At 52.4% G+C, this 20,409-nt stretch carries 18 protein-coding genes; 5 read left to right on the forward strand and 13 right to left on the reverse strand.

Annotation, left to right across the window (positions count from 1 at the left end):
- Positions 1–304: 304 nt before the first annotated feature.
- Positions 305–838: a TetR family transcriptional regulator gene (locus GZZ87_RS02340; RefSeq protein ID WP_162051188.1), complete on the reverse strand. Its 534-nt coding sequence runs from the start codon at positions 836–838 to the stop codon at positions 305–307.
- Between the two features lie 925 nt (positions 839–1,763).
- Positions 1,764–2,714 (reverse strand): hypothetical protein, encoded by a 951-nt coding sequence (locus tag GZZ87_RS02345; protein WP_162027716.1) that lies wholly within the window; start codon positions 2,712–2,714, stop codon positions 1,764–1,766.
- Positions 2,715–3,227: 513 nt separating this feature from the next.
- Between GZZ87_RS02345 and GZZ87_RS19875 the strand changes: the two genes are divergently transcribed.
- Positions 3,228–3,356 carry a hypothetical protein gene (locus GZZ87_RS19875; RefSeq protein ID WP_280178264.1) on the forward strand — a complete coding sequence of 43 codons (129 nt, stop codon included), beginning with the start codon at positions 3,228–3,230 and terminating at the stop codon, positions 3,354–3,356.
- A 190-nt stretch (positions 3,357–3,546) separates the two neighbouring features.
- Here GZZ87_RS19875 and GZZ87_RS02350 read toward each other — a convergent pair whose 3' ends face one another.
- From GZZ87_RS02350 to GZZ87_RS02360, 3 genes are read right to left on the reverse strand one after another with little or no spacing between them, the layout of a single operon-like run.
- Positions 3,547–4,719: an ATP-binding protein gene (locus tag GZZ87_RS02350; RefSeq protein ID WP_162027717.1), complete on the reverse strand. Its 1,173-nt coding sequence runs from the start codon at positions 4,717–4,719 to the stop codon at positions 3,547–3,549.
- Between the two features lie 51 nt (positions 4,720–4,770).
- Complete coding sequence (locus GZZ87_RS02355) at positions 4,771–5,169, reverse strand: four helix bundle protein (protein ID WP_162027718.1); 399 nt, start codon at positions 5,167–5,169, stop codon at positions 4,771–4,773.
- A gap of 46 nt (positions 5,170–5,215) precedes the next feature.
- Positions 5,216–5,863, reverse strand: a complete 648-nt coding sequence (locus GZZ87_RS02360; protein WP_162027719.1) for a phosphopantothenoylcysteine decarboxylase — start codon at positions 5,861–5,863, stop codon at positions 5,216–5,218.
- Positions 5,864–5,969: 106 nt separating this feature from the next.
- On the opposite strand from GZZ87_RS02360, the gene GZZ87_RS02365 reads away from it, so the two are divergent.
- Positions 5,970–6,701 (forward strand): VC0807 family protein, encoded by a 732-nt coding sequence (locus tag GZZ87_RS02365; RefSeq protein ID WP_162027720.1) that lies wholly within the window; start codon positions 5,970–5,972, stop codon positions 6,699–6,701.
- Positions 6,702–7,081: 380 nt separating this feature from the next.
- On the opposite strand, the gene GZZ87_RS02370 is transcribed toward GZZ87_RS02365, so the two are convergent.
- From GZZ87_RS02370 to hisC, 6 genes are all read right to left on the reverse strand, one after another.
- Entirely contained in the window at positions 7,082–8,368 is a 1,287-nt protein-coding gene (locus tag GZZ87_RS02370; RefSeq protein ID WP_162027721.1) for a citrate synthase, read from the reverse strand.
- 76 nt (positions 8,369–8,444) lie between these two features.
- Positions 8,445–9,083 (reverse strand): imidazole glycerol phosphate synthase subunit HisH, encoded by a 639-nt coding sequence (hisH, locus tag GZZ87_RS02375; protein ID WP_162027722.1) that lies wholly within the window; start codon positions 9,081–9,083, stop codon positions 8,445–8,447.
- Between the two features lie 309 nt (positions 9,084–9,392).
- Positions 9,393–10,283: a hypothetical protein gene (locus tag GZZ87_RS02380; RefSeq protein WP_162027723.1), complete on the reverse strand. Its 891-nt coding sequence runs from the start codon at positions 10,281–10,283 to the stop codon at positions 9,393–9,395.
- A gap of 44 nt (positions 10,284–10,327) precedes the next feature.
- Positions 10,328–11,602: a hypothetical protein gene (locus GZZ87_RS02385; RefSeq protein ID WP_162027724.1), complete on the reverse strand. Its 1,275-nt coding sequence runs from the start codon at positions 11,600–11,602 to the stop codon at positions 10,328–10,330.
- A 141-nt stretch (positions 11,603–11,743) separates the two neighbouring features.
- Positions 11,744–12,346, reverse strand: a complete 603-nt coding sequence (gene hisB / locus GZZ87_RS02390) for an imidazoleglycerol-phosphate dehydratase HisB (RefSeq protein WP_162027725.1) — start codon at positions 12,344–12,346, stop codon at positions 11,744–11,746.
- Complete coding sequence (gene hisC, locus GZZ87_RS02395; protein ID WP_162027726.1) at positions 12,328–13,419, reverse strand: histidinol-phosphate transaminase; 1,092 nt, start codon at positions 13,417–13,419, stop codon at positions 12,328–12,330. The genes hisB and hisC overlap by 19 nt, the downstream gene beginning before the upstream one ends.
- A 232-nt stretch (positions 13,420–13,651) precedes the next feature.
- Between hisC and GZZ87_RS02400 the strand changes: the two genes are divergently transcribed.
- The 3 genes from GZZ87_RS02400 to GZZ87_RS02410 all read left to right on the forward strand — a co-directional run bounded on the left by GZZ87_RS02400 (position 13,652) and on the right by GZZ87_RS02410 (position 18,194).
- Entirely contained in the window at positions 13,652–14,599 is a 948-nt protein-coding gene (locus GZZ87_RS02400; protein ID WP_162027727.1) for a DUF481 domain-containing protein, read from the forward strand.
- Between the two features lie 36 nt (positions 14,600–14,635).
- Complete coding sequence (locus GZZ87_RS02405; protein ID WP_162027728.1) at positions 14,636–15,337, forward strand: DUF3313 domain-containing protein; 702 nt, start codon at positions 14,636–14,638, stop codon at positions 15,335–15,337.
- A 154-nt stretch (positions 15,338–15,491) separates the two neighbouring features.
- Entirely contained in the window at positions 15,492–18,194 is a 2,703-nt protein-coding gene (locus GZZ87_RS02410) for a glucosidase (protein WP_162027729.1), read from the forward strand.
- A gap of 93 nt (positions 18,195–18,287) precedes the next feature.
- Here the strand turns inward: GZZ87_RS02410 and hisD are convergent, their stop codons facing one another.
- Both hisD and GZZ87_RS02420 read right to left on the reverse strand, forming a co-directional pair.
- Positions 18,288–19,583: a histidinol dehydrogenase gene (gene hisD, locus GZZ87_RS02415; RefSeq protein ID WP_162027730.1), complete on the reverse strand. Its 1,296-nt coding sequence runs from the start codon at positions 19,581–19,583 to the stop codon at positions 18,288–18,290.
- A 47-nt stretch (positions 19,584–19,630) separates the two neighbouring features.
- On the reverse strand, positions 19,631–20,365 hold the full coding sequence (locus GZZ87_RS02420) for a hypothetical protein (protein ID WP_162027731.1): 735 nt from the start codon (positions 20,363–20,365) through the stop codon (positions 19,631–19,633).
- Between the last annotated feature and the right edge of the window lie 44 nt (positions 20,366–20,409).

Here is a 20,409-nt window from a genome sequence, read left to right on the forward strand (position 1 = left end):
GACCCCGAGCAGACAGGTAAGCACGGCTTCGCCGATCTTATACCTCATACACCGTAGCGGACTGGCGAAGCCATTTCGACCACCGAGCCGCAGCCATTCCAGACCCCGAGCACACAGGTAAGCACGGCTTCGCCGATCTTATACCTCATACACCGTAGCGGACTGGCGAAGCCATTTCGACCACCGAGCCGCAGCCATTCCAGAATCCGAGCACACAGGTAAGCACGGCTTCGCCGATCTTCGACCTCACACGCCGTAGCGGACTGGCCACGCCATTTCGACCACCGAGCCTCAGCTCCTCGGGCTAACGCACTACGAGCGTTACCAACCCGGTAATTAACGTCCGCAACTCCCGGGTATCCCTAGCATTGGTTCGATAGCCAACTGCCGACCTTCCCAACAAATGTGCAAGCTGCGGAACCGACATCCCTTGATGACGCACGCTCTCGCTCTGAGATCTAAGGATCTCGACGATCAATTCTGTGAACCTCACAAAATTCGCATCCACCGCCTCACGCGCGCCAGTCAGCGACCAGTCGAATAAATCACTCGCGCGGGGCGAGCGACCAATCAACTCAAACGGGCGCACGATCCATACATCAAACACGAGAATCAGCATCGAATCCAGCGACGAAAACTTCATCAAATCAGAGCGAATTTCAGCAATCGCACTCACGCCCCACTCACTGATAATACGGTTCAGCAACAGCTCTTTACTCTCAAATTCGACAAGCAGTTCCTCCGTTGACACCTCCGCGGCTGCCGCAACCGCTGACATAGACACTCCCTGAAAGCCATGCTGCAGGAACAACTTCCGTCCGACTTCTAGTATAATCAATCGCTTGCTTTCCATGGGGATGACTACGGAGATTCCATGTCATTTCGTCAATCGACGAATCACAGATTGGGGCGGCGCATCGATGAACCTAGAAAGTGCAGCGATATTGTCGCACATCGAGAGTTGTGATTTTCAGCTCAACTCATGGGGGAGGGACGAGCTTTACCCATAAGTTAGAATGTGTGAAAAGTTGGTGGTAAAAAGCTTATAGCTCCTTCCCTGCGAAGGGAAGGTGGATCGCGGAGCGAGACGGAAGGGTTTCGCGCAACATGAGCAGATTCTTTGGGCTAACATGCCGAAACCCCTCCGACCCCGCCCTTCGACGGGCTCAGGGTGGTGAGCTTGTCGAACCACAGACGGAGCCACCTCCCCTTCGCAGCATATCCTTCTACATATCTTTGCATTATCAAATCTACGTAACCCAGATTCATCAAAGGCATATTAATTGTAGCACCAAAGGTGCGGCCGATGTCAGCCTAGGGCAAAGCCCTAGAGGTGGAATGAACCATCCACCCAAAGCCCTGAAAGGGCGATCTAATCGAGCAAGTGTTTGGCCCATCCAATAGAACGCCCTTTCAGGGCTCGCTGTGTTTTTGGGGTTGAATACCCGGGGCTTTGCCCCAGGCTGACATCGGCCGCACCCTTGGTGCTACAATCATGCGAATACGCTCCACAGACTTGTGTATAAGGATATGCTTCGCAGGGGAGGAGCTCAAAGAACCGCGTTCATCGCGACAACAAGAAGATACAACATTATGGGTAAAGCTCAGGCTCCGCCTCGCCTTGCGGCGTGCTGGTGCTTGGTTAAGTGCTTTGGCTCTGTGCTGAGGTTCGGCGGACGAGGCAGAGCTCGTCTCTCCCCCCAAAAACAAAAAAAGCCGCCTCCCCGAAAGGAAGCGGCTTTGATTCAAAAATCGGAGTGACCTTATTTTACCGAAGGTGTGCTGCTTGGAGCTGCTGGCATTGGCGCTGCGGGTGCACCCATCCCTTGCCCCATCATCATGAGTCCCATGAGTGGCATCATCGCGCCTTGTAGGCTCTGGTCGAATTGTTCTTGAGTCTCGGCTGCTGCGATTTGAGTCAACACACCATCCATCATCGCGAGAACGCCCATGATCTGCGGTTTTTGAGCAGCAATATCTTCTGGAGACGTCGCTTCGAGTTCAGCAGTTGCTTCTGCAACCGATGAAGCCCAATCACTTGCCATATCAGCCGGCACCCAGCGCTCTTCAACCTTAGTGAATGTTTGCTCTACTGGTTCTTCACCAGGAACGGTCATCAACAAAGTCGCTTGTAGATCATCTGCATCTACCACGCTCACGACGGAGTTGACGTAATCTGAAAGCACGTATTCTTCTCCGGCCAGCACACCGAGCTCTTCGACATACCCAGCAAGCTTTGACACAGTCGTATCGAAAAATGCCTGACCATCAAAATTCAACAAGCCAGTCGAAGAGGCCAACTCGCTTTGAGTCAGCGTATTGATGACACCAACGACTGACGGCAGCGCCGCTTCGAGCTCAGCCATCTCCTCAGCCGAACGGCCTTTAAGGAAAGAAGTATTCAGGATAAAAGCCTGCTGCTGATCCACCACCTCAGCAAGACGGCCAATCGTCGCAAAGCTCTTATCGTAGACTTCAGCATCCACCTTGGTGCCCGCAAGCTTTACCAGAGTCGTTACATCAGTCTGGTAGCTCGCTGGCATGGCCTCCCAAAGAATACCGCCATTGCCTTGAGCAAATTCAGTGATGACCGTTTGGATCGCGGCATCCGGAGCTGCTGGAATCGTGTCTTCAGCTGGTTTGCTGCATGCGGTGATGACTAGAGCACTGGCAGTCAGGCCAAGCGCAACGTGTTTAGAAATCGAAGTTATCATATTATTTGGGTGGGTTTAAGTAAGAAACTAGATTCCAAGCGAAATGGGACAGGAATTCGACCCTAAAGTGTCAGATCCCACAGAAAACGAACGCCTGTTGATTCAGCAACTCTAGGAAGTCAAAAATATCAAAAAAATGATACGTTTTAGTGCAGCAAATTAAAGTATTTAACTGAAGGACAATCATTAATCCTAGATTCAGGAGTTAGAAGTTAGGAGTAGAAGTTAGTCCTTGGTAATAAAACGCTTACGAGAGAATTTGACGCCACCCACCGAGCGCAGCGACACTTTATTATGCCCTTGGGTGCAACCGAAGGGCGAAGCCATTTGGCAAATCGGAGATGCTTCATAAAACACTGAGATTCAGCTTCTGACTTCTAACGACTCTTTTAAGGTTAATGGAGAACTGGTTCCAATATGTCGTTTGATCGGCCTAATTATTTTAATCATATACGTCGTCAAACCATCAGTAGGAACAACCGGCTACGGCCGAAGTGATTTCGCCGAATCGCAGTGCCCCCTTTATTTAGCAACAAAGGCCGCTTCCCAAAAGAAGGCGAAGCAGGCATGCGCGTCGTGGCGTATATGAATGGTCACACTGAGGCGGACTTCATCAAGCGCATCAACAATCAGACCCAATAATACTAATACCACGTCTCAAGCTGATCATATCTGGTGTGGTGATCGCGCTCGCGCGTATACAACAGCGTGAAAGCCACTCACCCGAAGGACGGCCGCAAACGGCGTCACCACAACTTTCGACTAGGCCGCGCTTCACAGCCAAATATTGAACCAGCCCTTCAGCCCCAAAATAGCGAACGCGTGATATGCGCTATCCATCCAGCAGACGCGTGCGACGGTGTTGCTGCGGGAACTGTAGGGTAATCGCGGTGCCCTCGCCTTTGCGCGATTCGATGCCGAGCTGACCGCCGTGGTCGCGGATAATGCGTTGCACGATCATCATGCCGAGTCCGTGACCTTCCTTCTTGGTCGTGTAATACGGCTGCAAGATACGAGAGAGCTCATCTTCTGAAATGCCCGAGCCGGTATCGATGAATTGCAGATACACAAATTCGTCATCACTGCGCGCTAAAACTCGGAGCTTCCCACCTGCCTGCATCGCTTCCATCGCATTTTTGACCAGATTAAAAAAGACCTGCTTGATTTGGCCACGATCGCCAAGGATCGATGGAATGGTTTGGGCGACATCGACATTTACATCCAAGCGCCGGTTACTCAATTCGGCTTCCTGCACACGTAACACCTCGTCTAGGAGTTCGATCAAATCGAGCTCATTGAGTTCAGGTTGCTGCGGCCGCACCGCTTCGAGGAAATGGGTAATGATACCGTCGAGGCGCTTGACCTCGCCCTGACACACTTCGAGTGAGTCGGCCATACCACTGGCCTCCGCTCCGAGTTGTAGCTTTTTCAGTTTTCGTTCGATCAGCTGCAGATGAATCGTCAACGAGTTGAGCGGATTACCTAGCTCATGGGCGACGCCCGCAGAGAGACGCATGATCGAGGCAATGCGTTCGCTCTCGATCCGCTCTTCCATCGAAACTTTTTCTTCGGTCACATCAGAAAGCACGACGACCGTGCCGCCACTATCATGGTGCCCGACATTCGCGTCGATCGGCACCATATAGAGACGAACGAACCGATGCTCTGGATACGTCAGCTCGACCTCTCGGGACAGCACGGGCGAGGCTTTCGCCACCTTTTTATTTTTATCTAAATCAATTGAGCGCGCCAGATCTGGCACCATTTTCCACAGGCGGGTAGTGCCGATGTCATCCTCTTTCAAGCCAATCAGACTAAAGGCCGCCTCGTTGGCGTATTGCACCACCCCTTCGGAATCAATCACCAGGATCCCATCCTGAATCGTGTTAAACACGGTCTCCTGCAGCTTACGGTCGCGCGCGAGGCGCTGCACCAGAATACCCAGATTCACCGAATCGAGGTCATCGATACGGCCCAGGATTTTATCAAGTCCGGAGTTTTTCATTACTAAAATCTTAATCCTAATCTTACTCTTAATCCTAATCAATTCCGATCATCAGTCACCTTCATTGTAAGCTGCGGGGTCTTCATACACGCGCCCGCCTTCTTGACTGCGAATGAGTCCAACAATCATCGAAACAATCTCTTTCAGAATTATTTTCCCCTCCTCAGCGGTCGTCGCCCCTATTTTGTTGCGACGGGTCAAGACATCCAAAGCAGCGGCGCATTCCAAGGCGGAACCACGCGCAATATCAAAGAAACGGCAACGATCCTTTGCCGTGAACTTCCCATTTCCTTCGGCCAAATTCAGTGGTATCGAAGTAGACGCACGATCGATTTGATCATGCGCAGCGAGCCCTTTGGGTAAATCCGACAACAGCGTCTCTGCAAATTCGACAAAGTCTAAAGAACGCTGATAGACGTTTAACCTTTCGTGATCAAAGATAGTGGGCATTAGTGAAGTGGGATTAGGATTATGATTAGGATTATGATTAAGACCACTAAGCCATTGGCGTCACCAGCTGGATCAACTGCTTGGCGATCTCGGCTTTGGTGGCGGGGCCAATTTTAAGTGAGCTGCCGTCGGCGGCGATCAGCGTCACTTCATTGGTATCGGCGGCAAAGCCTGCGCCCGCCTCGCCCACTTTGTTGGCCACGATCCAATCGAGGTTTTTCTCTTCCAGCTTTTTACGGGCGTAGGCGTCGACGTTGTCCGTCTCTGCGGCAAAGCCGACCACCGTCTGCTGCGCCTTGCGCTCAGTCATCGTTTTTAAAATATCGATGGTGCGCTCAAATTCGATGGTCATTGAGGCATCGCCCTTCTTCTCCTTCTTGGCGTGTTGTGTGACTGGTCGAAAATCACTCACGGCCGCGGTCATGATCAACACATCACAGGCATCAAACAGAGCATCGACGTGGTGAAACATTTCCTCAGCACTGACAACTGGGTATAAAATAACATCCTCTGGCTCTTGCAGGGCGACCGGCCCAGCGACTAGATCGACCGTCCATCCGGCAGCTACAGCGGCTTCGGCGATGGCATAGCCCATTTTCCCGGTGGATGGATTGCTCAAAAAGCGCACCGGATCGATAAATTCACGGGTTGGGCCCGCAGTGATAAGACAACGAATAGAGCTTGCGTTCGACATAAGTCGGAAAAGCCTAGGCGAACATATGGCCGAACAGCAACCCAGCACCGCACCAAATTTGCAGAATTCTCCGATATCTGGAAAACCTCCCGTTAAGAAGGAGAATATGCTCCTCAACATTGGCTTCAACATCTTGTTGCCCATTATGGTGCTCAACAAGGGCAAGAAATATTTCGGCGAATACCTGGAGCCCTATTTTGAGAATGTCGCTGTCGGTATCCTGATCATCGCCATCCTCTTCCCGGTCTGCTATTTCATCTACGATTACTTCAAACGCTCGAAGTATAACGTCTTCTCCATCCTCGGTCTCATCAGCGTGCTACTCACTGGTGGCATCGGCATTCTGGAGATCCCCACCGAATGGTTCGCGGTGAAAGAAGCAGCAATTCCGCTACTGCTAGGCATCGCGGTCGTCGTGTCACTCAAGACGCCTTGGCCACTGATTCGCACACTGCTCTACAATCCGGAAATTCTGGATGTGGACAAGGTGCACAACGCACTCGTCGCACATGACAGCGAATCCGCCTTTGAAAAGCTCCTCACGAAGTGCACATGGCTCCTCGCCTTCTCTTTCCTACTCAGCGGTATTCTCAACTTCGTGCTCGCACGCTGGATCGTCGTCAGCCCAAGTGGCACGGATGCCTTTAATTCAGAGGTCAGTAAAATGATGGCTTGGAGCTGGCCCGTCATCGTCATCCCAAGCATGGCAATTATGATGGTCACACTCTGGATGCTACTCGGCGGCATTAAGCAAATGACGGGGCTAGAGCTGGAAGACATCCTGCACGGCGCACCACCGAAGGCGGACGCAAAGGGTAGCGATCAGGCTGAAGGGTAACACCGCTTCCCCAAATACTGGATCCGTGTTGCGCATTCTCTCGCAGCCTCGCGTCCGGCAGCGAACGGGCAAGCCCCCGGTTTGGCTTTGGATATGTATATTTAAGCGCCCGCTCCGCTTGAGAACGCTGAGCGCGCAGAGGCATGACACAGAGCATGTCAAAGATCCTCCCCAAATTCTCCGCGCACTCTGCGGTTAAACTTTTTACCTTTTTTAGTCAGTGGTTGCTATGATACGCAACGGCATTGCGCTTTAGCCCGTGTGCCGAGCCTCAGCGACCGCGCCCCTCCGACGCTCAGCGGCGCGCAGCTACCGGATACACAAAAAAACGGCAGCGCCCCGGGGAGCACTGCCGTTCATAAAATGATACCCTTTACGTTCTAGCGATCTTCCATCTTCACGTAATCACGCTTCGTGGAGCCTGTATAAATCTGACGAGGGCGGTGGATACGGCTCTTCGGGTTTTCTGCAATTTCCTTCCAGTTCGCAATCCAACCTGGCATACGACCAATCGCAAACATCACGGTAAACATCTCAACTGGGATACCGATAGCCTTCAAAATCAAGCCACTGTAGAAGTCGACATTCGGGTAGAGCTTACGGCTGACGAAATAATCATCTTCCAGTGCGGCTTGTTCGAGCTTACGAGCAATATCAAGCAGCGGGTCATTCATGCCCATGCTCTCAAGAATAGACTCAGCGCTCTTACCGAGAATCTTTGCACGCGGATCGTAGTTCTTATACACGCGGTGCCCGAAGCCCATAAGCTTCGCTTTACCTTCTTTCGCCGCTTGGATGAACCGAGAACCGTCATCGCCCGAGGCATGAATGTCTTCGAGCATCTTGATCACCGCCATATTGGCACCACCATGCGACGGGCCCCAGAGCGCGCAGACACCCGCCGAGACAGATGCAAAGAGATTCGCCCCACCAGAGGCAACCATGCGAACCGTCGAAGTAGAGCAATTTTGCTCGTGATCTGCATGCAGCATGAGGAATAGGTCGAGTGCCTTTCCTGCACCGTGATCATCCATCCACTCATTATAAGGCTCGGAGAACATCATGTGCAAAAAGTTGCCAGTGTAGCGCTTATCCGCAGGATAAACAAAGGGCAGCCCCATTTTCATACGATAGGTCATCGCCGCGATGGTGCGCACCTTAGAGATCAGTAACGCTGCGGTCTCGTCGAAGTGGGCGAGGTCTTGCTCACGGTCATTCGACGACATCTGAGGATAGTAAGCCCCTAAGGCATTGAGCATCGCCGAAAGAATCGCCATCGGATGTGCATTACTAGGGAATCCATCAAAGTGGCTGTGCATACCTGTGTGAATCGAGGCATTGCGGCGCACGTGATACTTAAAAGCCTTCAGGCGCTCGTCGTCGGGTAGCTCGCCATAAATAATCAGCATGGCAGCTTCGAGGAAAGCGGACTCCTCGGCAAGTTGCTCAATCGGATAACCACGGTGACGAAGGATGCCTTTCTCACCATCAATGAAGCTAATTTCGCTCATGCAAGAGCCGGTATTGCCATAGCCCTCATCAAACGTAATACAACCGCTCTTAGCGCGTAACGTCCTAGTATCGAGAGCCTTCTCTCCTTCGGTTCCTTCAATTATCGGGAACTCGAAATTCTCATCGCCGAGTCGGATAGTGCCTGTATTTTCCATATTAATAGGTAGTCGTCGTGTTAGATAGGTAGTTGTGCGAATTATCGTTAAATCAAAAGTCCTGAAGGTTCGTGCGCTAAAGTAGTTTCAAGAAATTGCGGTAAAGGTGTAATCCTTTTGCCTGACTTTTCTCGGGATGAAACTGTGTAGCATAACACTTACCAGAACGAATCCCGGAAACAAAACGACCACCGTAATCCGTCTCAAACAGCGCGAGACTCTTATCTTCGGGGTCAATATAGTAGCTATGCACGAAATAAAATTGATCCGTTCCACTCTCCAGGCCTTCGGTCAATGGGTCTTCGCCATCGAAGCTTACTGAATTCCAACCCATGTGTGGCACCTTAAGCGATGGATCGATCTGAAAGCGACGAACCCGCCCCTTAAAGACACCCAATGCTGGCGTGTCGCCCTCTTCGGAGTGTTCGAATAATGCCTGTAGCCCGAGGCAAATGCCGAAAAATGGCTTATCCGCAGCGATCCACTCGCGGATCGCATTATCAAATCCAGTCTCTTTGAGCAAGCGCATCGTATCCACGATCGCCCCTTGACCAGGAAATACCAAGGCATCGGCATCCTTGATTTCAGCTGGAGTGGAGACGAGTTGCGCATCCGCGCCAACATGCTCCCAAGCCCGCACAACACTACGCAAATTCCCCATACCGTAATCGATTACGGCAAGGCGTGGCTTATTATTTGAAGTAACTGCGCTCATAAGAAACGCAACAAGGTGCCAAAATTGAGATAGGATGCAAGCAGACAAGGGACACGTTTTGGAAAATCTCTTCATCTACTGGATGAACCATTTCGATTTCAACAAACCATTGATAACTAGGGCTAATCGAACCAAAAAGACCAACTAATGAAGTGGCGCTATTTGAGCCAACTCAACGATCACTCAACGCCATCGCCCGAATCGAAAGTCCACCGTTGAAACAAAGAGACATCCGTGCACAGGCGCATGCAACGATTCGTTCAAGGTGCCCTAGCGAAGTTAGCAGACGGAACAAATAAAATCCCATCTCTAATTCGTTTGACGGGCCGACTCTTTCTCAAAAAGTATAGAAAGAAGCCCCTTATTAAAGTCCACTTTCGAGAACGTTGCACTGCTCAGGGTTTTACCATCTAGGCTCAGCTCAAAGCCGGATGGAAAACTAAAGGTTAGATTCTCAATTGGGTCGTAGTAGCGAATCTCTACGTTTCGCGGTTCGTTATTGAGCTCAAAATCAATGGTGCGACGCACCTCACGACCGGACTCTGCATCGATATAATGAACGACGGGGAATCGAAAGCTCATACTATCTTCAAGCACATAAAAGCGTCGCCCTCCCCATGCCGCATCAGGCAGTCGCTTAAGCGCCTTTAGGTGCAGTTTACTCTCATAGAGCCAGCTTAAGATAGGGATCGTGCACTCGAGATGCATCATCGTTTCGTTGAGTGTTTTAAGCCCCGAGTTGGCCTCATCGATGATCGCTTGACTCTGATCAATCCAACTGGACTTTCCATTAAAACCGAATGTGATCCAGGAATCCAGCCCCTGCAATCGCAGTCGGTAGAAGTTGGGCTGCTTCGCCTGCATTCGTAAGCCCATACGCAAAGCACCTGTTGAATACTTCCCATCCAGACGATAACTCTTCACCTGAGAGAGGCCAGTCATCTGAAGATGAAACGCCAATATTTCCTCAATTTGTTCAGCTGGACTAGCTTCTCCAACCGAGCTATTCAATCGTTCCTGCTCTTTTTCGGCCGCTTGAAGTGCCTGAATCGCGGCAGCTTCTTTTCGAGGGAGATAGTAAAAATAATACGACGCTGCTGCCAGTGAAACAACCAATAGCAACAGCACACCGATGACAAAATACACGTCTTTCCTTGGAATTGGACTGCCAAGAATACGAAAGTCCTCAGATGGTTCCATGCTGGCGGTTCGTCAAAGTGAAAGCTTCTCCAAATATCCCTCAATCATCTATTAGGACGTCTGCGTCGCAGGACGACTGCGAATGTCAGCACGCAGAAGATTAGCGTGTATTGACTCGGTTCAGGAACAGCAGTCAGACCAAACCCCACAACGTTGTTCCCATCTGTGCCAAAAGTTAGATCTGCGTCATCCGTTTGAAGTGTTAAGGTATTCGTATCACTTGCTAACAAGGAATACACGCCGGTCAACGCAACGCTGCCGACATCTCCGGTATCCACTTCTCGAGTGGATCCTGCGACGATCGAGCTCGTGGTTCCGCCGTCTAAGAATAACTGATATTCGCCGGTGGTAGATGAGGTGCTTGTGGCAGTGACACTGGCAGCAACAAAGACATCCATATCCTCAGAGACCGCCAGATCCAGAGTGGCACCCGTTGAGCCTACAGTATATTGTTCGTAACTTTGTAAGTATGTGTCGGCATCAATCGATAAGGAGAGCGCAACCAAATCCACATCCAGAGTGGAGAAATTATCACCACTCACCAAACTCTGTGTCAGTCGAAATTCGTAGTCACCCGCAGCATCGAGATCAGCAAGTGCCGTGACTGCCGCAACTCCCTGATTCGTATCCAACTTACGAGAACTCGCGTTTCCTGCGACCTCCCAAAGACCAGTCTCAGCCGTGCGATATTCTAACTGCCAAGAGGCGTTCGAAGTGCCTGAACTCACCGTTTCAAAGGTCGCCATGATGAACACTTCAGCAGTTCCGCCGTGTATGTTAGCCACGTTCAGAGCCGTCGTTTTCGCGACTTCCTCAACGTTGCTTGTGACCGTATCCGTCGATGAAGTATAGGCGTGAGACAGGGTTTTCCCTCCAGATGTCAGCGGAATCGCTGTCAATGTCGAATGAGATAGGGTGGAAAGGCCAGGTTTATCACCTGTCGATTTAGCGTGTTGCAGGGTCATCGAACCTCCACTGGACACATTGACAACCCCGATCGCTGCCCCTGCTCCAGCTGCGGCACTCGACTTGATGATATGTCGATCACGCTCGATCCCAACAGGACTGCCGTTAGCGTCCAATTGATGCCGAGCGGTGAGTTCGTCTGAATTATTTTTTTTATTAGCTGAATAGCTAGAGATCATGAGCACATCTCCGGAATAGCTCGGCAAGGTCACACTGAGCCCCGTAACATCAACTAAAGTATCGCTATTCGTATCAGCATCAGCGCTGGTGATCGCATAACTAGCATCAAAAGTAACTGCTAGAGCAGCCTGCTGGATCGGCAGCACCCCAAACCCACACAGTATAAGTAACAAATTTCGCACAAACTCTAGCTTATGAATTAATATCGAAAAAATGTCAAGGGTCTAGCCCGCATGCCCCTAGCCGAGAAAGAGAGAACAAAAAAAGGCGCCCCAGTGATGGGACGCCTTTTGCGTTAAAAAATGTGCGTCTCGCTACAGCGAGAGCGTGCCCTTCGTGGACGGCAATGCTCCGCCGAGGCGAGGATCGACTGTGGTCGCCACGTCGAGCGCACGCGCAAAGCCCTTGAAAATCGCTTCGGCGATGTGGTGCGGCTCTTCGCCGTATTCCAGAGTGATGTGGAGGTTGCAGGCTGCGTCGTTGGCAAATGCTTGGAAAAACTCCTTCACGAGCACGATGCTGAAATCGCGCACCATTGGAAATTTGTAGTCCACATTATAGACGAAGGCCTGACGGTTCGAGAGATCGAGCACCACGCGGGCGAGCGACTCATCCATCGGCAAGAGGAAGAATCCGTAACGACGGATGCCACCCTTATCACCAAGCGCCTGCTTGACTGCCTGCCCGAGCACGATGCCGGTGTCCTCCACCATGTGATGATAATCAACATCGATATCGCCGGTTGCTTTGACCTTCAGGTCAAACAAGCCGTGCTTGGCAAAGAGCGTCAGCATGTGGTCGAAAAACGGGATGCCAGTGTCGATTTCAGACACGCCAGTGCCGTCGACATTCAGTTCGAGTTCGATCTGAGTCTCTTTAGTATTGCGAGTGATTTTTGCTATGCGTGGTTCAGCCATGATGTAACAGCGGTTATAAATGCCTCCATTTCAGCGTCAGTTCCTATGCTGACGCGGAGAAAAGAGCAAGTTAAAGGATGGTTTGGGAAATAGCGCACTAATACGCGCTTGCGCTTCAAATGCTCAAACAGCGAGGCTGCAACGTCTGCGCCCACCTCGCCTGCCGCATTTTTCGGCTCGGTAAACAATAAATTCGCTGCAGATGGATACGTGAACCAGCCCAGCGAATCGAGCTGAGCAAGTGTCGCTTCGCGAGTCGCGATCACCTTCTGGCGCTGCTCTTCGAAATAAGCAACATCCTCAAACGCGGCCTGTGCTGCAGCCTGAGCGACACGATCGACGTTGTAGGCATCACGCACACGGTCGAGCATCCCGATAATTCCTTCGCTCGCCATGCCGAAGCCGACACGCATGCCCGCCAGTCCATAAGACTTCGAGAACGTGCGCACCACGACGAGGTTTTCGTAATCCTGAATCAGCGCAACGGCACTCTCGCCGCCGAAATCCACATACGCCTCATCCACGACCAAGATGCCGTCAATCCGTTGCAAGATCGTCTCAATCGTTGCCAAAGGAAACGCGACGCCGGTCGGCGCATTGGGCGACGTCAGGAAAAACACGGGGGCATTCGCGGCCACAATCGCATCCACATCGAGCTCCATCGAGCGAGTAAACGGCACATCAATCGTGCCCTGCCCCGACATACCAGCCACGACCGGATAGAGCGAATAACTTGGCACCATGTGCCCCGCCCCTTCGGACGACACGTAACAACGCGTAATCAGGTCCAAAATATTGTCAGAGCCATTACCGATGATCACGTTTTTCGCCGTCAGGCCATAGCGCGCACCGATCACCGCACGTAGCTTCTGGCTCACAGGCTCTGGGTAGCGGCGCAACTGTGCCACCTCAGCGGCCACAGCCTCACCGACCTTCGGCGACGGAGGATACGGATTCTCGTTCGTGTTGAGTTTCACCCATCCCTGGCCCTGCGGTTGCTCACCGGGGACATAAGCGTGGAGTTCCTGAACGTGCTTCAAAGCACGAGCGTTGGCATCAAATGTTTTCTTCATGGCTGCGATCAGCACTCTTTGAAATCAGGATTGCGCACAAATGCACACAAATAATTCAAGAAAGCATTTATGAATCGATCATCTCAGAGCCCAAGAAGCGGTTTGCTTTCTAGTGCAATTCAGCTACCGCTCTAAACGCACAATTATCACTTCTGCCATGTTTAGCCGATTCACTCTTACTGCGCTAGCCGCACTCACCATCATTCCCGCTATAAATGCTGACGAAATCCTAATGAAAAATGGATCTCGACTGGTAGGTGACCTCGTTAGCGCTGAAGCCGACAAAGTCGTATTCGATACCCCCTTTGCTGGTAGAATCACCATCAAACAGGAGAACATCGAGCGCATTACCACCGAAGAGCCAGTCACGCTGATGATGGAAGACGGCACCGTGTATCGAGACCGTCAGATCATATCGACCGAAACAGCGATGCTGGTAGAGGCTGAGAATGAAAAAACAGTTATCTTCGCCGCCCAAGATATCGAAATGGTGAACCCTGAGCCATGGAAACTGGGCAAAGGCTACGACTGGACTGGTCGCATCTCACTCGCAATGGAATACGAACGTGGCAATTCCAACTCCGATGAATGGCACCTCCAGGCCAACTCGGTATGGCGTAGCCTAGTTGACCGCTACACACTCAAAGGTGACAAAGAGTATGAAGAATCCAAGAACGTCAAAAAGGAAGACAACTGGTTCGCCTACGGAAAATACGACCGCTTCTTAGAACCTGGCAGTCAGAACTACCGCGGCTTCCATCTCAGCTACGAATACGACGAATTTGCCGATCTCGACCTGCGTAGCATCTACGGCGTGCATGCGGGGCGCGATTTCTCTGATAATCCACACTTCACCCTGCAGATGGAACTCGGCCCGGCGTGGGTGGACGAACAATTCATCGAAGCCCCAAGCGACAGTTGGCTCGGTATCATGTGGACAGCCACCGCCACCAGCGACATCATTGGCTTTGGCTCTACGCTCTACCTCGACCACGACGGGATCTTCAACACCAGCGATCCACGCGACACGATACTCAACGCAACAGTCGGCATCAGATTCCCTATCGCAGGCGGATTCGAAACCGCATTGGAAGCCGAATTCGAGTATGACGGCGGCGCCGTGGAGAATGTCGATCAATTAGACGAGACCTACACACTCAACTTCGGCTACTCTTGGTAAGCCACTTCCCCTTTCAGACACATTTTAACACTACATATGAAACTAAAAACACTCACACCACTCCTCCTCATCGCCGCAGCTTCGGCACTGCTCTCTGGCTGCGCGAGCCCTGCCAAGACCGTTGTAGAAACAGGATTCCTAGACAACTATTCTCAGCTGCGTGATGGCGAAAAAGGCGAAGCGCGCTACGTCTACATCGACCATCGTTCAAATTTCACAAAATATACCAAGGTCAATATTATGCCCGTAACGATCTGGCGCAGTGACGACTCTGAAATGGATGAGCTACCTCCAGAAGTCGCTCAGAAGCTCGCCAACGATCTTCACACCGCAGTTTACAACGAGATCAGCAAGGACTACGAAATCGTCGATACCACAGGCCCAGACACACTGCTACTCCGCGTGGCACTGACCGAAGCAGTCGGTGCCAACAGCGTCATGAACACAGTCTCTACAGTCGTGCCCGTCGGGTTGGTTGTATCAGAAGCTGACAAAGTTATCTCTGGCAGCCACCCCTTCGTCGGCAAAGCGTCCATCGAAGTCGAACTGCTTGACTCCGACACGGGCGAACGCCTCGCTGCTGCAGTCGACGGACGTGATGGCTCCATCGGCTTTGGCGCGAAATGGACCCAAGTCGAAAAAGCCTTCAACTTCTGGGCAGAGAAAATGCGTGACCGCCTCAAGCGCCTGACCACCGCGAGCCGCCTCAAGCAAAACCTGCTTGATGTGAAACTCTAGTCCCACACAGATTTCTGTAACGAAAGACCCCGTTCGGCGCATGCTGAACGGGGTTTTCTTTTGACTCGCAAAAAAACGACGAAAAGTAGAATAACTGTCCAACTCTCAGATATATTCCAGACACTGACACGCCCCGAGACTCATAACAGTTACGATGCAAAACGAAGAACAGAAACGCCTCACCGAAAGCACCAACAAGCAAGTCGCGTGGAAAAAGTGGGGACCGTATCTCAGCGAACGCCAATGGGGCACGGTGCGCGAAGACTACAGCGCCGAAGGTAATGCGTGGGACTACTTCCCGCATGACCAGGCACGCTCACGTGCGTATCGACGCGGCGAAGACGGCCTCGCGGGGATCAGCGATGATCAGCAGCAACTCTGCTTCGCCTTAGCGCTGTGGAATGAAAACGACTCCATCCTAAAAGAACGCTTGTTCGGCTTGACCAACGAGCAGGGCAACCACGGCGAAGACGTCAAAGAATACTACTTCTACCTGGATAGCACACCCACGCATTCCTACATGAAGTATTTGTATAAATACCCACAGGCCGCCTATCCCTACAAGCAACTGCTGGAGAAAGGACAGCAACGCAGTCGCCTCGAGCCCGAATACGAACTGCTCGACACGGGAATCTTCGACGAAGATCGCTACTTCGATGTCACCGTCGAATATGCCAAAGCTGGCGACGAAGATCTGTTGATCAAAATTAGCGCCGTCAACCGTGGCCCAGAAAGCGCGAAACTACGTTTGCTGCCGACCCTCTGGTTTCGCAAAACCTGGCATAAGGCGCAAACGCCCCAGCCACGCCCCTATCTCTGCGGCTCTGAATTTGTCACCGCACACCACCCCAAACTCGGCGAGTTTCACCTCTTCTGCGAACATGCCGACGAGCTGCTCTATACTGAAAACGAGACCAACCACGCCCTGCTCTTTAACGGCACCAACAAGACACCCTACGTCAAAGACGGCATCAACGATACCATCGTCTCAGGCAGCGCAACCACCAACCCCGAGCACTTCGGCACCAAAGTTGCCGCCCACTACCGCAAGGAGATCGCCCCAGGCGCCACGGAAACGATCCGCCTGCGTCTGAGCAAAGGTCAAGTCATTCAACAAGACAACGCCTTCAACGAAGACTTTGAGGCGACCTTTGCTGCACGTATTCAGGAAGCGGATGCGTTCTACGACAACATGATCCCTGACAGCACGCCCGCAGCCGAGCGTCAGATCACACGTCAAGCCATCGCTGGCATGATGTGGACCAAGCAGTATTACGAATACAATGTGCAACGCTGGATAGACGAACGCAGCCACCTCGGCCTGCCGCCACGCAACAGCGACTGGGGGCACATGGTCAACTGCGACATCATCTCAATGCCCGACAAATGGGAATACCCTTGGTATGCGACTTGGGATCTAGGCTTCCACACCATCGCACTCGTGCTCGCCGACCCCGCCTTTGCCAAGGAGCAGCTCATGCTCTTTATGAGCGATCGCTACATGCACCCCAACGGGCAACTCCCCGCCTACGAGTGGAATTTCAGTGACGTGAACCCACCGGTGCACCCCTTTGCAGTGCTCACGGTTTACATGATCGATAAACAACAGCACGGCGGCGCAGGCGACACCGAATTCCTCGAAGCAGCCTTCAAAGAGCTCGAACGCAATTTCCAATGGTGGGTCGACCACAAAGACCCCTCCGGCAAAGGCCTCTTCGACGGAGGCTTTCTCGGGCTCGATAATATCGGCGTGTTTGACCGCAGCTCCGCCCTCCCGACAGGCGGCAAGTTAGAGCAATCTGACAGCACCTTCTGGATGGTGCTCTACTCACAATACATGCTGCGCATGGCCATCGAGTTGACCAACTCCAGCGAACACTACGAAGCGCAAGTCCTGAAATACTACGATCACTTCTTAAGAATTGCCAGTGGCATGGATCGCGTCGGCACATTCGATGATGAGATGTGGGACAGCGTCGACGGCTTTTTCTACGACGTGCTTCGCTACCCAGACGGCCATGGCACACGCCTCAAGGTGCGCTCACTCGTCGGCCTGCTGCCCATGTGCGCCAACAGTGTGATCGATTCAGACATCCTCGCTCACCTGCCCCAACTCCAACAACACTGCCGCGAAGTTTACGAGCGCCACGCCGCCACCGCTCAAAACGTCGCCTGCCCACAGACGGAGGGGATCAACGGTCGCCACCTGCTCGCCATTACCGACGAAACGAAGCTGCGACAAATACTCAGCAGAATGCTCGACGAGAATGAATTCCTGAGCCCCTACGGCATTCGCTCACTCTCCAAACACCACCAAGAGCACCCCTACACCTTCGACTGGGACGGCCAGACACACTCAGTGAGCTACCTACCAGGTGAATCTGACAGCGGCATGTTCGGCGGCAACTCCAACTGGCGCGGTCCCATCTGGATGCCGACCAACTTTTTAATCATCCGCGCACTGAGTAACTTCTACGCCTACTATGGCGACGACTTCAAAATCGAGTGCCCCACGGGCTCGGGTAATAGGATGACACTCTACGAAGTATCCTCCGAACTCTGCCACCGACTGACAAATATCTTCCTACGCAACGACGAAGGTAAACGCCCTGTCTATGGCGAAAGTGACAAATTCCAGAACGACCCGCACTGGCGCGACCACATTCTTTTCTACGAATACTTCCATGCCGACAACGGCACCGGGATCGGCGCTAGTCACCAGACTGGATGGACTGGGATGATCGCCACCATCATCACACTGATGCAAACAATCGACGCCGACCTAATCAGCAGTCAGGGCACCGGCGGAATCGCCGATCAAATGGCCAAAGTCAGCACCGGCACTGTGAATAAATAGAACGCTCACTCTTTCAAAAAGTTTTTCCGCATCCGCGCCTTGCTCTCTTGGTCAACCGTCATGGCCTCGGTGCTCAGCACCGAGGTCGGCAGCTTACAAGCGAATCGTTAGCGAACGGCCGTGGCCATCGAGCTTCTCTAACCGCGCGAAGGTCTCCACGACGGGAGCTGCATTGGCCAAGCTCTTGGCATCGTAGCGCAAAATACTGGAGCGGCGGATAAAGTCGGTTGCTTGCAAGCCACTGAAGAAGCGTCCCGCACGGCCAGTCGGCAGCGTGTGGCTCGGCCCTGCAGTGAAGTCTCCCAGCACGGTCGGCGTCATGTAACCCTGCAGAATTGCACCGGCAGTCACGATTTTCTTGGTCAACGCATCAATCGACTTGTCGGCGATCTGTAGCTCCAAGTGCTCAGGTGCAATGTAGTTCGACACCTGCGCCGCTTGATCGAGATTCTTGCAAGTGACCGCGAGGAAGCGAGTCGTCAGCACCTTCTCACACTTCGCCGCGTGGGTGCGCTCTGGCAATTGCTTGGCGAGCGACTTCTCTATCTTCTTGAGTAGCGCCTTGCTGGTGGTTGCTAAATAGATGATTTCCTTACCGCTGCCGTGTTCGGCCTGTGCGATGAGATCCGCAGCAACGTGATCTGCATTTGCACCTGCATCAGTGATAATCATCACTTCACTTGGGCCGGGTAGTAAATCGATCCCAACAGTGCCGAGCACCTGACGCTTCGCCTCCATAACAAAGGCATTACCAGGACCAAAAATCTTATCGACCGCAGGAATGGTTGCGGTGCCATAGGCCATCGCGCCAACGGCTTGCACGCCGCCGACTTTATACACTTCGTCAACACCCACCATCGCCAGCGCGGCCAACATTCCAGGGGCGATTGAGCCGTCTGCTGCGGGAGGCGTGCAAACGCAAATCTCAGGATTCTTCACCAGCTTCGCCAGCACGGCTGTCATGATGACCGTCGAGACGAGCGGCACATTACCACCCGGCACATAAAGCCCAACACGTTGGATCGGGTAAAAGCGCTCGCCGACGATACCGCCTTGCGCGTTCTTAGCCTTCCAATCCTTCGGCAGCGTCTTTTTGTGGAAATCTTTGACGAGTGCAATGGACTCCCGAATGGCTTTGCGATCCGCAACCGAGAGGCTCTTGACCGCGGCCTTCATCTCGGCGGGATCCACACGCAGCGCTTTGGCGCTGAGTTTTGCACCGTCGAACTTCTGGGTGTATTCGAGCACGGCGGTATCGCCGCGCGCCTTCACATCAGCCAGCACCGGAGTGACCACATCGGAGACATCACCCGTGGCGTTTGCATCCGCACAGAACGTGCGCAGCGCATTGAAGAATTTAGGCGAATCAGAGAATTCGAGAGTTTGCATAATAGCTAAAAGAAAATGGTTCGCGCCTGCTCCTGCAAGCCGCGTGCTTACTTTGTTTTTTGACCAGTCGGAATAGTGAAGATCCCACTCTGTAGTGGTGTATTTACCTGCACATTACTGATCACGACAGTGTGGAGCATTTTGTTATCCTGATAATACTCCACCCGCCTCGGAAATTTAATACCATCCACGATACGCTCGCCGACTTCGACACTTTCTACGCCTTGATCGGTAATCGTCGAAACGAGTGTATCGTCATTCACTGCAAAATAGCGTGTCGTAGTCTGTCCGTCGGGATACGAATACAACAGCTTATGAGAACGCACGCCGCGCCGCTGCTCGATACCCTTGTATGCGACCTGTTCGCCACTCTTAAAATCAGCACCAAAGAAACTGAATAGCTGACGCGTGCTAAAGGCCACGCGCTTTAATTCCTCTTCGGTCATCGTGCGCATTTGAGAACGCTTCGCCTCATCACTTAGATTGGAGCGAATGATACAGCCCGAATCGCCATCCAGGATAGTGGTTTCCACCAAATCATCCACCTTCACCTCCAAGCGCTGCGAACAAGGCTTGCGGGAAATAATAAGAATCGTCGCGCTAGGTAACTTCGATTCAGCCGGCTCGATCCAGCCTTCCATCTTCAGAGTGACGACACCCTTCAACGCCGCTTCCGTGCCGACGGTGGCACGAGCGCGGTTTACAATGGAGTTTACTTTCGACGACGCCCCAAATAGCGGAGCGGCCAGAGCAATCAAACAAATGCAGGATAATAACTTCATAACTGATAGGCTTCAGACCGAGATCGAGATGAAATGTTCAGATC

It is taken from the genome of Lentimonas sp. CC4 (assembly GCF_902728235.1).
In the GTDB taxonomy this organism is placed as follows: Bacteria; Verrucomicrobiota; Verrucomicrobiia; order Opitutales; family Coraliomargaritaceae; genus Lentimonas.